A 12,747-nucleotide genomic window follows, 5' to 3' on the forward strand; every position below is an offset into this window, starting at 1 on the left:
GCGGGCAGCAGGAGGCCGCCCGAAGGCGGCCTCCTGCTTGCCACGATCAGGCCGGTTCGGCGGGCTGGCTGACGGCCAGCACGGTCAGCACATGCTTGTGATCATCGCGGGACATCCAGGTGATCGACTGCCCCGTGCGCAGGCCGATCAGCACGGCGCCGACTGGCGTCAGCACGGAGACCTTGCCCGCCGAAATGTCGGCATCGGCTGGGTAGACCAGCGTCACGTCGATAATTTCGTCGCGGTCGGTACGGTACTGGACCTTGGACCCCATGCGCACGGCATCGGCGGGAAGCCTGGCTTCCGGCACGACGCGGGCGCGCTCCATCTCGGCGAGCAGGCTTTCGGCAGCGCTGCTGGCGCTGCCGGCGGCGAGCGCCAGGAGCTGGCGGTGCTCGGGCTCGGCAACGACGATCTGGGGTCTCAGGGTAGGCGTACGCATGGAAAGCTCCCTTGGGGGTTGATGGAGGGCGACAGCGCGAAATCGAACGGGGAATCCCCCGAACCCTGGCTGCAGCCCGACCGAATGTGCGTGAGAAACTGACCCCCTAAACCTGCCGGGCGCAAAGGCGCACAGGTTCAGGGCAGCTAGAATTCAACCAGAATGTACCGGCGCATCAATGGCGCGATGATGTTCGGCGAAAGGTTCATATCATCAAGGTAAGCGCGGGCGGGCCAAAGTCAAGCCGCCCTGCCCCCGAGGCTCAGAGCAGCTCGGGTTCCTGGACCAGGCGGACGCCGAAGCGGGCCTCGACCGCCGAGACGATCTGGCCGGCCAGGTCGCTGATCTCCTGCTGGGTGGCGCCGCCGTGATTGACCACGACGAGGGCATGCTGGTCCGACACGCCGGCCGACCCGAGCCGGTGGCCCTTGAAGCCGCAGCGCTCGATCAGCCAGGCGGCCGAGAGCTTGACCCGGCCATCGGCGCCGGGATAGCGCGGCGCTTCCGGATGGTCGGCGGCCAGCCGGTCGGCCACATCGGCTTCGACGATGGGATTGTGGAAGAACGAGCCGGCATTGCCGAGCTTGCGCCAATCGGGGAGCTTGCGGTTCCGCACGGCGACGACGGTCTGCATGATGGTCCTGGCGTCGGTATCACTGGCGAGTGTGTTGAGGCCGGGATAGCCGAGATTGGGGCGCCAGGCATTGGGTAAGGCCAGGGTTACCGAAACGACGATGAAGCGGCCCGGTGTGCGCTTGAACATGCTCTGGCGGTAGGAGAAGTCGCAGTCGTCGCGGGAGAAGGTCTTGAGCGCGTTATCCTCGGTGTCGAGCGCGACCAGTGACTCGAAGCGCTCAACCAGTTCGCAGCCATAGGCGCCGATATTCTGGATCGGGGCGGCGCCTACCGTGCCAGGGATGCCGGCGAGGTTTTCGAGGCCGGGAAGATCGTGCTGAATCGTCCATTCGACAAGCCGATGCCAATTTTCACCGGCGCCGACGCGCACCAATGTGTGGTCGCCACGACGACCCAGGATCTCGCGGCCGGCAATGGCCATGAGCCCGATGACGCCATCGAAGACGGGGCGCAGCACGACATTGCTGCCGCCGCCCAGCACTCGGAACGGCAGGCCACGAGCTGCCGCTTCCGACAGCAGCGACGCCAATTCATCGGCCTGGGTGATGGTGGCGCCGAAGCGGGCACGCGCGGGCAGGCCAAGGGTATTGTGGCGCTGCAGGTCAAAGTCCGGCGTCATCGGCAGGCAAGTCTCCGGCCGCCGAGTCGGGGGACCGGCGCATCCCAACTGCAGATATAGGGAAGATGCGCCAAAATCGAGACTCTTTGCCTGCTAGGCCCATCGTGCGATGGCGCCGCCTGCCTTGTATTAGCGCTAATAGCGCCCTATCACTGGCCACCTGCCCTGCCACGTTCCGAGTCCTGCCATGACCCAACTCACCATTCCCGATCTCGCCGGCAAGGCCGTGCTTATCACCGGCGCCTCGACCGGCATCGGCGCGGCTTTGGCCAAGGCCTTCGGCGCGCAGGGCGCGTCGGTGGGCGTGCACTACAATTCGAGCAAGGATGCGGCTGAGGCGGTGGCCAAGGCCATCATCGACAGCGGCGGCAAGGCCGTGCTCATCCGCGCCGACGCGAGCAAATCGGCCGAGATCGCCCGCGCGGTCGAGGAAACGGCTTCTGCTTTTGGCCGGCTCGATGGGCTGATCAACAATGCGGGCGGCATGGTGGGCCGCATGGCCTATGCGGAGATGGACGACGATTACTACGACAGGGTGATGGACCTCAACGGCCGCTCGGTCATCGCCGCCAGCCGCGCCGCGATCCCCCATCTCAAGCGCCAGGGCGGTTTCATCATCAACACCACGTCCATCGCTGCCCGCAACGGGGCCAGCAATGGCGCGGGGCTTTATGGATCGTCCAAGGCGCTGGTTTCCAACATCACGCGCGGCATGGCCAAGGAACTGATCGGCTTTAACATCCGCGTCAATGCGGTGGCGCCGGGCGTGATCGATACGCCGTTCCACGAGCGCTATTCCACCGAGGCCCAGATGAAGGCCAATGTCGCGACCATTCCGCAGGGTCGGGCCGGCACGGCCGAGGAATGCGTCGGCGCCTACCTGTTCCTCGCCTCGCCGAACCTGTCGGGCTACATCATCGGGCAGGTCATCGAGGTCAATGGCGGGCAGTTGATGCCGTAGGCCTTTACCTCTCCCTTTGGGGGGAGAGGTCGACCCTCTTGGGTCGGGTGAGGGGCCTTCCCCAACACCGCACCCAGTAAAGGCCCCCTCACCCCGGCGCTGCGCGCCGACCTCTCCCCCAAGGGAGAGGTAAGAAAGCTGTGCTTGACTCGTCGCGTCGTTTGTTCCCTTTATGTTCCAGTTGGAACCACAGGGTGCTCAGGTGGATGGCGCGACGATCCTTCATGCCGATCTCGACGCCTTCTATGCGTCGGTCGAGCAATTGCTCGACCCGTCCTTGCGCGGCAGGCCGATTGCCGTGGGCGGGGGCGTGGTGCTGGCGGCGTCCTATGAAGCCAAGGCGTTTGGCGTCTATGGCGGCATGCCGGGGCGCAAGGCGCGCGAGCTGTGTCCGCAACTGATCTTCGTGGGCGGGCATTTTCGCGACTATCAGCGGCTGGGCGATGCTGCCATCGCCATTCTGGGAGACTACACGCCGCTGGTCGAGCGTATCTCCATCGACGAGGCCTTTGCCGACGTGGCCGGCACCGCCCACCTGTTCGGCCCACCGGCGGCGGTGGCCGAGACGATCAGGCGGCGCGTGCGCGACGAACTTGGCCTGCCGATATCGGTGGGCGTGGCGCGCACCAAGCACCTGGCCAAGATCGGCTCGCAGGTGGCCAAGCCGGACGGCATGGTGGTGATCGAGCCAGCGGATGAACTGGCGTTCCTGCATGATCTGCCGGTGGAATTGATGTGGGGTGTCGGGCCGGTCACCAAGGCCAGGCTGGCCGAATCCGGCATCGTGACCATCGGCCAGCTGGCAGCAACGCCCGGCCGGTCGCTGGAGCGTCTTGTGGGGCATGCGGCGGGCGAAAAGCTCTTCGCGCTGGCCTGGAACCGCGATCCGCGCGCCATCGTCACCGATCATCGGGCCCGTTCGGCAGGGGCGCAGTCGGCGCTGGGGCGCCAGCCCTTCCGCGAGCAGATATTCCGGCCGACGCTGCGGCTGCTGGCCGACCGCATCGGCTCGCGGCTACGTGACAAGGCGTGGTCCGGCCGCACGGTGACGACCCGCGTGCGCTTCGCCGACATGCGGGCGGTCACCCGCGCCATGACGCTGGGTGCGCCGGTTTCGGCGACCACCACGATTGCCGAAATCGCCGAGGAACTGGTGGCCGGCGTGCGGAGCGAATATCCCCACGAGCGCGATATCTCGCTGCTGGCGATTTCGGTTTCGCACCTGGTGCCCGATAGCCTGATGCAGTTGGAATTTTCCCTGGGCGGACCGCAGGATGCCCGGCGCCCCGGGACGCGCAGCGGCGCGGCGCGCCGGCAGGCGGACGGGGCCATGGACAAGGTGCGGAATCGCTTTGGCTGGGAAGCCATTGGCTATGGCTCGGTGGTGCTGGAAGCGCCGCGCTCGGTGCCAGATGCGTTTCGGGAACTGGCGGAGAAGGAGCTGTGATTGGGGCTCCCCCATCGCACCCCTCACCCGGCGCTGCGCGCCGACCTCTCCCCTGAGGGGCGAGGTAAGGTGCGGCCTGCCCCAACACGGAGCCAAGAAAAGGCCCCCTCACCCGGCGGCTTGCCGCCGACCTCTCCCCCGAAGGGAGAGGTGAGGAGCCCTCAGTGCCCGGTTGGGCCGATCAGCCGGGAGCGCAGGGCATTGCTGAGACTGTCGAAGACGAAGACGACGATCAGGATCAGCAGCACCATATAGGCGACGTTTTCCCAATCCTGATTGGTGCGCATGGCTTCGAGCAGCTTGAGGCCGATGCCGCCGGCGCCGACCGCGCCGATGATGGTGGCGCCGCGGATATTGGCTTCCCAGAAATACAGCGTCTGGCTGATGACGACCGGGGCAATCTGCGGCACGACGCCGAAGCGGTTGACGTCCGCCGTCGAGGCGCCCACCGAGCGCACGCCTTCGCGCTGCTTGTCGTCGATATTCTCGATGGCTTCCGAATAGAGCTTGCCGAAGGTGCCGGTGTCGGTGACGAAGATGGCGGCGATGCCGGCCAGCGGGCCCGGGCCGAAGCCGCGGGTGAAGACCAGTGCCCAGATCAGCATGTCGACCGAACGCGTGAAATCGAAGAAACGTTTGGCCGCCCAGTTCAGGGGTTTTGAGTTGGTGACATTGCGGGCGGCAATGAAGGCCAGTGGGAAAGCCAGGGTCGCGGCGAAAAGCGTGCCAACAAAGGCCATGACGATGGTCTGCAGCAGCTTGTTGAGCACGTCGCCATGCTGCCATTCCGAATTGGTCAGGAATTCGTTCCAGGCCAGCGACAGGTTGGACTGGTCGGGGCTGATCTGCGGGCCGGCGGTTACGCTGGTCCAGAGCTCGGACACGCTCATGCCCCAGAAGGGCGAGGTGGTGTCGAACCAGAAATTCTCCCAGCCCAGGAAGCGGCGGCGTACCAGGACCTGGGTAGCGCGGATTTCGGCGCTGCCGGCAAAGCCGTATTCCACGGTGACGCGGCCGTTCTTTTCGCTCATCGCGGCGGGGGCGTTGTCAGGCAGGATGGCCGCTTCATTGGCGAAGGCGATGTCATAGGGCACGCCGCCGAGAACTGCGACCACGCCGTTGGTGGCGATTTCGATGCGGTTGGAATGATCGCCGAATGTGACTTCCTCGCGCCCGTCGGGCAGTGTGGTCATCCAGTCCGGATCGGGGTTCTCACCCAGCGGGGAAAAGCGCTGGTGCTCGATTTCGAGCGCGCCATCGGGCTGGAAGCGGTAGCGAGGCTGGGCTTCCCAGCTGATCCAGTCGGCCATATAGACGCTGGCGCGCTCCCACTTGCCCTCGGCCAGTTTCTGGCCGACGTCGAAGAAACTCCAGCAGTAGATCAGGTAGGCTAGCGCGCCAGCCAGCAGCATCAGCCCGCCCCAGCGCTTGACGATGCTGGAGGTGAACAGTTCGGGGTGCGTTTTGCGCAGGCGGGCACGGTCGGCGGCGGTCAGGGCGATGGCGGGCATGGCGAGCTCCTAAGCACCGAACTGGAAGGCGGCGTTGCCGACCAGGCGCTGGCGCAGCCAACCGGACAGCTGGTCGATGGCGACAATGGTCAGGAACAGCAGGATGACGATGGCATAGGTCTTGGCGGCATGGTCGCGGCCGATGGACTGGCGGAACACCTCGCCAATGCCGCCGCCACCGACGGCGCCGATAATGGTGGAGGCGCGCACGTTGATCTCGGTGCGCAGCAGGAAATAGGAGACGAAGTTCGGCATGACCTGGGGCACGATGGCAAAGCGCACGCGCTCGAACCAGTTGGCGCCGACAGCGCGCAACCCGTCATCGGGTTTCATGTCGGCGTTCTCGACCACTTCGAAGAACATCTTGCCCAGGGCGCCGACAGTATGCACCGAGACGGCGAAGATGGCGGCGATCGGGCCGAGCGACAACACGGCGGCCATCATGCCGGCAAGCACGATTTCAGGGAAGGCACGCATCAGCTCGAACAGCCGGCGGATGACCCAGCGCAGCGGTGCGGCAACGCCCAGATTGGAGGCGGCAATAAAGCAGAACAGAAAGGCGAACAGCCCGCCGATCAGCGTCGAGGCGAAGGCGATGTTGAGCGTCACCAGCATTTCGTAGAAATATTCAGGGATGTAGAGCCCAGTGCCGAACAGGTAATGCCGGCCCACTTCATAGTCGTATTTGAACGAGCCATCGGCATGGGGCGAGGGCAGGTCGAACATGGCGCGGACGATTTCGAACGGATCGTCTGGAACGAAATTCTTAATGAAATCAAAGAGATATGGCAGCCGATCGAGGAACTTGCCCGAGCTGGCATTGTTGGCGAAGAGCAGCGCGAAAACCAGCACCGCGGCGAGGCCCGCCACGGCCAGCAGCGAATAGAGCCGCCGCGTCGCCAGCAGTTGCCGGTAGTGCCGGTGGATGGTCCCGGTCGCGGCGCTGAGGCCCGACCCGCTATTGGTCATGTCCGCCATGCTGGTCTCCAGACAAAGGATCGGCCGGACCCCGCACAGGGTCCGGCCGACAGGTTGGCTTAGCCGCCGATGGTGGCCTTACGGGCCGCGATGATGGCGTCGTAGAAGGTGGCGTCGACTTCGACATAGCCGTTGTAGTCACCGGCCTGGGCAGCGCGGAAGCACTCGTAGTTGGTTTCCGGCAGGGCCTTGAGGAAGGCTTCGATCTTGTCCTTGGTCTCCTGATCGAGGCTCGAACGCAGCACGATCGGGCCGTTCGGGATCAGCGGGGACTTCCACAGCTCAACGACGTCTTCCATGTCGAGCATGCCCTTGTCGACCATCGAGCGGATATTGCCCGAGGAATAGCCCTCGGAGAATTCGCCGACGCCCGAACCCCAGGTCACGCCGGCATCGAACTGCTCGTCGAGCACGGCGAGAACCAGGTTCTCATGGCCGCCGCCGAAGCCGGTTTCGGAGAAGTATTCTTCGACTGGCATCTTGACGTCGTTTGGCAGCGCCACGACTGGAACGAGGTAGCCCGAGGTGGAGTCCGGATCGGCGAAGCCGAGCTTCTTGCCCTTCATGTCTTCCAGCGTCTCGATGCCGGAATCCTTGCGCGCCAGCATGATCGAATAGTAGCCGGTGGCACCGTCGGTCTGCTCGGTGGTCAGGATCGGCTCGACCGCATTGGGGTCCTGCAGGTAGACGGCGGCATAGGACGAGGCACCGAGTTCTGCATAGTCGAGCGTGCCGCCCAGCAGGCCCTGGATCACGCCGTTATAGTCTGCGGCCGGGAAGAGCTGGACATCGGAGAAGCCGAGTTCGGACTTCATCAGATCGACCAGGCACTGGTTGTCGCGCAGACGGTCGGCTTCGTTCTCGCCGCCGAGCAGGCCGATGCGCAGGACATTGTCCTGGGCGACGACGCCGGTGGTCAGGGCAGCAGCGGCAATGCCGGCGAGCAGGATGGTGCGGATCGCAGTCATGGAAATCTCCTTTGGTGACGCGAGGATGTCGGCAGACTGGCGCCGCCTTGGCGGTCAGGCAGCTGCGGAACGCTGGAAACTCAGAGTGCCCGTGCGGCAACGGCCGGCGGGGTAATGGGTGCGAGCGAGGTCGAGGTCATGGCCTCCGAAAAGGCTTCCTTGAGGCCGTCGGCGCCGTAGAGCGTGCGGGCCACGTCGGTGGTCAGCTCATCCGGCGTGCCGTCGAACACCACCTTGCCGGAAGCCATGCCGATGATGCGTTCGCAATAGGCGCGGGCGGTGTCGAGCGTGTGCAGATTGGTGATGACGGTGATGCCGTCGGCATTGATGTCGCGCAGGCTGTCCATGACGATCTGGGCATTGCGCGGGTCGAGGCTGGCGATGGGCTCATCGGCCAGGATCATCTTGGGGTTCTGCATCAGGGCACGGGCGATGGCGACACGCTGCTGCTGGCCACCCGAGAGCGTCTGAGCCCATTGCATGGCGGTGGCGGCGATATCGAGCCGCTCCAGGGCCTTGAGCGCCAGCATCTGCTCGTCGACTGAAAACAGCTGCAGCAGATTGAGTACCGGATTGCGACCATTGAGCCCGCCCAGCATCACATTGGTGATGACATCGAGGCGCGGCACCAGATTGAACTGCTGGAAGATCATGGCGCAGTCGCGCTGCCAGTTGCGCAGCTCTTGCCCGCGCAGCTCGGAGGTGCGCACGCCGCCATATTCGATATAGCCGGAGGAGACATCGGCGAGGCGGTTGATCATGCGCAGCAGGGTGGACTTGCCGGCGCCGGAGCGGCCGATAATGCCGACCATCTGGCCCTGCGGGATTTCGAGGTTCACGCCATCGACGGCCAGCTTGTCACCGAAGCGTCGCGAAACGTTGGAAATCTTGAGCATCAGGCGCCCTCGCCGTTGAACTGCGGCAGACCTAGGGCGGGGAGGTAACGTCATCATGTAGGTTTGGTGACGGTTGCGTGACTATGCACCGGGCTTTTGTGACTGTGGGTCGCGGGGATGGCTGTGGCCGGGCGTCACCCTCGGACCTGACCCGAGGGGTCTTCCCTTACGGACACCGCAAGTACACAGCCCTCGGCCCGAGCCCGAGGGTGACGATCGAGTTTGTGACGGGCTGCTCGCCATAGCTCTCATGGCCTTGCCGCCGCAAATCGCTCCACTGGAGCGTTTTGCCCTGCGGGACGACGCTAAGCCTCATACTTCTCCAGAAACGCGTCGATCCCCAGCTTGCGGAAATCCGGCAGTGCGTCATGCAGTTTGTCGTGGGTCCAGTCCCACCACTTCATCGCGTCGAGCCGGCTCGCCACGGCGTCGCTGAAGCGCTGCTTGATGGTGCGGGCCGGGACGCCGACGGCGATGGCGAAATCGGCGACATTTTTGGTCACTACCGCATTGGAGCCGATGATGGCGCCATTGCCGACGGTGACGCCCGGCATGATAACCGCGCCATGGCCGATCCAGGTATCGTGGCCGATGCTGATGGGCGTGCTCTCGCGCCAGTCGAAGAAGGACTGGTCGTCCGCCTCGCCCTCGAAATATTGCGCCGAGCGATAGGTGAAGTGATGCAGCGAGGCGCGTTCCATGGGGTGCATGGAGGCGTAGATGCGCACATGGGCGGCGATGTTGGAAAACTTGCCGATGCTGGAATAGGCGATCTGGGTGTTGCCGACGCAGTAGGAATAGTCACCCAGGCTCGAATAGGACACCGAGCAGCCGGCGCCGACCTCGGTATAGCGGCCGAGCGTCGATTGATGCACCTTGGCGGTCGGGTGGATTGAGGGTTCCAGGCCCAGCTTTTTCATGCGGCGATCCTCGGGGCAAAGGCGGTGACGTCGACGATGCGGTCCGCCACCTGGGCGCGCACTTCCTCGTCATGGAAAATGCCCAGCAGGGCGACGCCGGCCGCCTTTTTCTCAGCGATCATGGCAACCACCACGGCGCGGTTGGTGGCGTCGAGCGAAGCGGTCGGCTCATCGAGCAGCAGCACCGGATGATCGGTGATGAAGCCGCGGGCGATGTTGACGCGCTGCTGTTCACCGCCGGAGAAGGTGGCGGGGGGCAGGCTCCACAGGCGCTCGGGCAGATTCAAGCGTGCCAGGAGATTTCTTGCGGCTTGCTGGCTTTCTGCTCGCTCCTTGCCGCGGATGACCAGCGGTTCGGCCACCACATCGAGCGCCGAGACGCGCGGCACGGTGCGCAGGAACTGGCTGACATAGCCGATGGAGTCGCGGCGCAGCGTCAGCACGGTGCGGGGATCGGCGGTGGCGAGGTCGACCGGCTCGCCGTGGTGGCGGAGGGTGATGGAGCCGGCGTCGACGCCGTAATTGCCGTAGACCATCTTGAGGATGGAGCTCTTGCCGGCGCCCGAGGGGCCGCCGAGCACGACGCATTCGCCGGGGTGGACGTCGAAATTGACGTTTTCCACCACCGGCAGGATGACGCCGTCACGCAGGTGCATGGTGAAGGTTTTTGAGAGGTTCTGGACGGACAGGGCGGTCATTGGATGGCTCCGCGCGTGAGAAAGAGACCCCTCATCCGCCCCTTCGGGGCACCTTCTCCCTCAAGGGGAGAAGGGGGGCACTGAGTTTGATCGGCCACCGGGCCTCCCCTCTCCCCTTGAGGGAGAGGGTGGGTGGCGCGAAGCGCCAGACGGATGAGGGGGCGCAGTGCTTCAGTCATCATCACACCTGCAAAATCGAGGAGACGAGCAGCTGGGTATAGGGCTCGCGGGGGTCGTCGAGGACGCGGTCGGTGAGGCCGGCTTCGATGACGTAGCCATCCTTCATCACCATCATGCGATGGCTGAGCAGGCGGGCCACGGCGAGGTCGTGGGTGACGACGATGGCGGCGAGGCCCAGTTCGCCCACGAGGCCGCGCAGCAGGTCGAGCAGGCGCGCCTGCACTGAGACGTCGAGACCGCCGGTCGGCTCATCCATGAAGACCAGGCGCGGGCCGGTGACGAGATTGCGGGCGATCTGCAGGCGCTGGCGCATGCCGCCGGAAAAGGCGCGGGGCTGGTCATCGATGCGGTCGGCGGCGATTTCGACGCGGCCGAGCCAATCGAGTGCGGTCTCGCGGATATGGCCATAATGCCGATCGCCCACGGCCATCAGGCGTTCGCCCACATTGGCGCCGGCCGAGACGGTCATGCGCAGCCCGTCGGCCGGGTTCTGGTGCACGAAGCCCCAGTCGGTGCGGACGAGGAAGCGGCGTTCGGCTTCGGAGAGGTCGTAGATATTGCGCCATTCGCCATCGCGCATGCGGTAGAGAGTCCGGCCCGAGCTTGGTTCCAGCGTGGCTGACAGGGAATTCAGCAAGGTGGTTTTGCCCGAGCCGGATTCCCCCACAATGGCCAGGACTTCGCCCGGCCAGAGCTCGAAACTCACATCGGCGCAGCCGAGACGGCTGCCGTAATACTTGGTCAGGTTGTTGACGCGGAGAAGGGGTTGTTCAATCACTGGATGCCTCGCTTTCTTCACCTCTCCCTCTGGGGGAGAGGTCGACCCTCTTGGGTCGGGTGAGGGGGCCTTTCCCACGCACCTCACCCAGCAAAGGCCCCCTCACCCGGCGCTGTCGCGCCGACCTCTCCCCCGAAGGGAGAGGTGAAGAGGTGCCCGTCTCGACAATCTCGACGGCCATCATTCCGCAGCCTCCTTGACGCCCAGCGCACCCACATGCCCTTCGGCGCGGCGGCTTTCGCAATTGTCGGTGTCCGAGCAGACATACATATGCCCGCCGCGGTCATCGAGAATGACCTCGTCTAGATACACTTGCTCGGCGCCGCAGAGGGCGCAGGGCTCCTCGAAATGCTGGATGGTGAAGGGGTGGTCCTCGAAATCAAGGCTCACCACTTCGGTATGGGGCGGCACGGCATAGATGCGATGTTCGCGCCCTGCCCCGAACAGTTGCAGCGCTTCGCTCATATGCATCTTGGGATTGTCGAATTTGGGCGTCGGCGAGGGGTCCATGACGTAGCGGCCCTCGACCTTGACCGGATAGGCATAGGTGGTGGCGATGCGGCCGTGACGGGCAATGTCCTCGTAGAGCTTGACGTGCATCAGGCCGTATTCTTCGAGCGCATGCATCTTGCGCGTCTCGGTTTCTCGCGGTTCGAGGAAGCGCAGGGGCTCGGGGATCGGCACCTGGTAGACGAGGATCTGCCCCTGCCCCAGCGGCTTTTCGGGAATGCGATGGCGGGTCTGGATGATGGTGGCGTCGGCGGTATGGGTGGTGGTTTGCACCTGCGCGACCTTGGCGAAGAAGGCGCGGATGGAGACGGCATTGGTGGTGTCGTCGGCGCCCTGGTCGATGACCTTGAGCACGTCATCCGGCCCGATGATCGACGCCGTCACCTGCACGCCGCCCGTGCCCCAGCCATAGGGCATGGGCATTTCGCGGGACGAGAACGGCACCTGGTAGCCGGGAATGGCAATGGCCTTGAGGATGGCCCGGCGGATCATCCGCTTGGTCTGCTCATCGAGATAGGCAAAGTTGTATTGGGCGACGGCGTTCATGACAGAACCTCGCTAGAATCGAGAGAGGCGTGGTCGGGGCCCCACCCCCTCCCAGTCTCCCCCATCAAGGGGGAGGTACAGGCCGGTGGGTTAGGCTGGATCGAGCCAAACGAGTGGAGCAGCACCTCCCCCTCGACGGGGAAGGTTGGGAGGGGGTGGAGCAGCCGGCCTGAAGCAATGATCATCACTCCGCCGCCTCCCGCATCGCCACCGCTTCATGTTCCGCCCGCATGCGCCGGATCAGGTCCAGCTCGGCCTGGAAGTCCACGTAATGCGGCAGTTTCAGGTGCTCGACGAAGCCGGTCGCCTGCACATTGTCGGAATGCGAAATGACGAATTCCTCGTCCTGCGCCGGCGCGACAAGGTCCTCGCCGAATTCGCGTGCCCGTAGTGCCCGGTCGACCAGCGACATGGCCATGGCTTTGCGTTCGGCCTGGCCGAACACCAGCCCGTAGCCTCGGGTAAACTGCGGCGGCACTTTCGCGCTGCCCTTGAACTGGTTGACCATCTGGCACTCTGTGACCCGGATGCGTCCCAGGTTCACCGCAAAGCCCAGTTCCGGCACGTCGAACTCGACATCGACCTCGCCGATACGGATTTCGCCCACGAAGGGATGGGTTCGCCCGTAGCCGCGCTGCGTCGAATAGGCGAGCGCCA

Annotated in this window: 13 protein-coding genes; 2 read left to right on the forward strand and 11 right to left on the reverse strand. The window is 64.8% G+C overall.

Annotated elements, in window-relative coordinates; translation table 11 throughout:
* Positions 1-46: 46 nt before the first annotated feature.
* A complete protein-coding gene (gene rnk / locus V6M52_RS16030; protein WP_332693514.1) occupies positions 47-442 on the reverse strand; it encodes a nucleoside diphosphate kinase regulator in 396 nt (131 codons plus the stop codon).
* 262 nt (positions 443-704) lie between these two features.
* On the reverse strand, positions 705-1,697 hold the full coding sequence (gene murB, locus V6M52_RS16035; RefSeq protein ID WP_332701771.1) for a UDP-N-acetylmuramate dehydrogenase: 993 nt from the start codon (positions 1,695-1,697) through the stop codon (positions 705-707).
* 187 nt (positions 1,698-1,884) lie between these two features.
* Between murB and V6M52_RS16040 the strand changes: the two genes are divergently transcribed.
* The gene (locus tag V6M52_RS16040; RefSeq protein ID WP_332701773.1) at positions 1,885-2,658 is read left to right on the forward strand and encodes an SDR family NAD(P)-dependent oxidoreductase; all 774 of its coding nucleotides are present in this window, start codon (positions 1,885-1,887) and stop codon (positions 2,656-2,658) included.
* Positions 2,659-2,830: 172 nt separating this feature from the next.
* A complete protein-coding gene (gene dinB / locus V6M52_RS16045) occupies positions 2,831-4,105 on the forward strand; it encodes a DNA polymerase IV (protein WP_332693523.1) in 1,275 nt (424 codons plus the stop codon).
* Positions 4,106-4,266: 161 nt separating this feature from the next.
* Here the strand turns inward: dinB and phnE (V6M52_RS16050) are convergent, their stop codons facing one another.
* From phnE (V6M52_RS16050) to V6M52_RS16090, 9 genes are all read right to left on the reverse strand, one after another.
* Entirely contained in the window at positions 4,267-5,616 is a 1,350-nt protein-coding gene (phnE, locus tag V6M52_RS16050; RefSeq protein WP_332701775.1) for a phosphonate ABC transporter, permease protein PhnE, read from the reverse strand.
* Positions 5,617-5,625: 9 nt separating this feature from the next.
* The gene (gene phnE / locus V6M52_RS16055; protein ID WP_332701790.1) at positions 5,626-6,585 is read right to left on the reverse strand and encodes a phosphonate ABC transporter, permease protein PhnE; all 960 of its coding nucleotides are present in this window, start codon (positions 6,583-6,585) and stop codon (positions 5,626-5,628) included.
* Between the two features lie 68 nt (positions 6,586-6,653).
* Positions 6,654-7,562, reverse strand: coding sequence for a phosphonate ABC transporter substrate-binding protein (gene phnD, locus V6M52_RS16060; protein WP_332701777.1), 909 nt, complete (start codon positions 7,560-7,562; stop codon positions 6,654-6,656).
* An 80-nt stretch (positions 7,563-7,642) separates the two neighbouring features.
* Positions 7,643-8,458 (reverse strand): phosphonate ABC transporter ATP-binding protein, encoded by an 816-nt coding sequence (phnC, locus tag V6M52_RS16065; RefSeq protein ID WP_332701778.1) that lies wholly within the window; start codon positions 8,456-8,458, stop codon positions 7,643-7,645.
* A gap of 305 nt (positions 8,459-8,763) precedes the next feature.
* Entirely contained in the window at positions 8,764-9,378 is a 615-nt protein-coding gene (locus tag V6M52_RS16070) for a DapH/DapD/GlmU-related protein (protein WP_332701780.1), read from the reverse strand.
* Positions 9,375-10,076 carry a phosphonate C-P lyase system protein PhnL gene (phnL, locus tag V6M52_RS16075; RefSeq protein ID WP_332693538.1) on the reverse strand — a complete coding sequence of 234 codons (702 nt, stop codon included), beginning with the start codon at positions 10,074-10,076 and terminating at the stop codon, positions 9,375-9,377. Before phnL ends, V6M52_RS16070 begins: the two co-directional genes overlap by 4 nt.
* A 181-nt stretch (positions 10,077-10,257) precedes the next feature.
* The gene (gene phnK / locus V6M52_RS16080) at positions 10,258-11,034 is read right to left on the reverse strand and encodes a phosphonate C-P lyase system protein PhnK (RefSeq protein ID WP_332701782.1); all 777 of its coding nucleotides are present in this window, start codon (positions 11,032-11,034) and stop codon (positions 10,258-10,260) included.
* A gap of 180 nt (positions 11,035-11,214) precedes the next feature.
* Complete coding sequence (locus V6M52_RS16085) at positions 11,215-12,090, reverse strand: alpha-D-ribose 1-methylphosphonate 5-phosphate C-P-lyase PhnJ (RefSeq protein ID WP_332701784.1); 876 nt, start codon at positions 12,088-12,090, stop codon at positions 11,215-11,217.
* Positions 12,091-12,274: 184 nt separating this feature from the next.
* Positions 12,275-12,747, reverse strand: a 473-nt coding sequence (locus tag V6M52_RS16090; RefSeq protein WP_332701786.1) for a carbon-phosphorus lyase complex subunit PhnI, incomplete at its 5' end; no start/stop codon positions are given.

Source organism: Devosia sp., from assembly GCF_036676215.1.
Taxonomy (GTDB): domain Bacteria; phylum Pseudomonadota; class Alphaproteobacteria; order Rhizobiales; family Devosiaceae; genus Devosia.

What these genes read in the sequence shown, in the direction of transcription:
- rnk (WP_332693514.1), bottom strand. Translation starts at nt 442, where the DNA reads ATGCGTACGCCTACCCTGAGACCCCAGATCGTCGTTGCCGAGCCCGAG.
- murB (WP_332701771.1), bottom strand. Translation starts at nt 1,697, where the DNA reads ATGACGCCGGACTTTGACCTGCAGCGCCACAATACCCTTGGCCTGCCC.
- V6M52_RS16040 (WP_332701773.1), top strand. Translation starts at nt 1,885, where the DNA reads ATGACCCAACTCACCATTCCCGATCTCGCCGGCAAGGCCGTGCTTATC.
- dinB (WP_332693523.1), top strand. Translation starts at nt 2,831, where the DNA reads ATGTTCCAGTTGGAACCACAGGGTGCTCAGGTGGATGGCGCGACGATC.
- phnE (WP_332701775.1), bottom strand. Translation starts at nt 5,616, where the DNA reads ATGCCCGCCATCGCCCTGACCGCCGCCGACCGTGCCCGCCTGCGCAAA.
- phnE (WP_332701790.1), bottom strand. Translation starts at nt 6,585, where the DNA reads ATGACCAATAGCGGGTCGGGCCTCAGCGCCGCGACCGGGACCATCCAC.
- phnD (WP_332701777.1), bottom strand. Translation starts at nt 7,562, where the DNA reads ATGACTGCGATCCGCACCATCCTGCTCGCCGGCATTGCCGCTGCTGCC.
- phnC (WP_332701778.1), bottom strand. Translation starts at nt 8,458, where the DNA reads ATGCTCAAGATTTCCAACGTTTCGCGACGCTTCGGTGACAAGCTGGCC.
- V6M52_RS16070 (WP_332701780.1), bottom strand. Translation starts at nt 9,378, where the DNA reads ATGAAAAAGCTGGGCCTGGAACCCTCAATCCACCCGACCGCCAAGGTG.
- phnL (WP_332693538.1), bottom strand. Translation starts at nt 10,076, where the DNA reads ATGACCGCCCTGTCCGTCCAGAACCTCTCAAAAACCTTCACCATGCAC.
- V6M52_RS16085 (WP_332701784.1), bottom strand. Translation starts at nt 12,090, where the DNA reads ATGAACGCCGTCGCCCAATACAACTTTGCCTATCTCGATGAGCAGACC.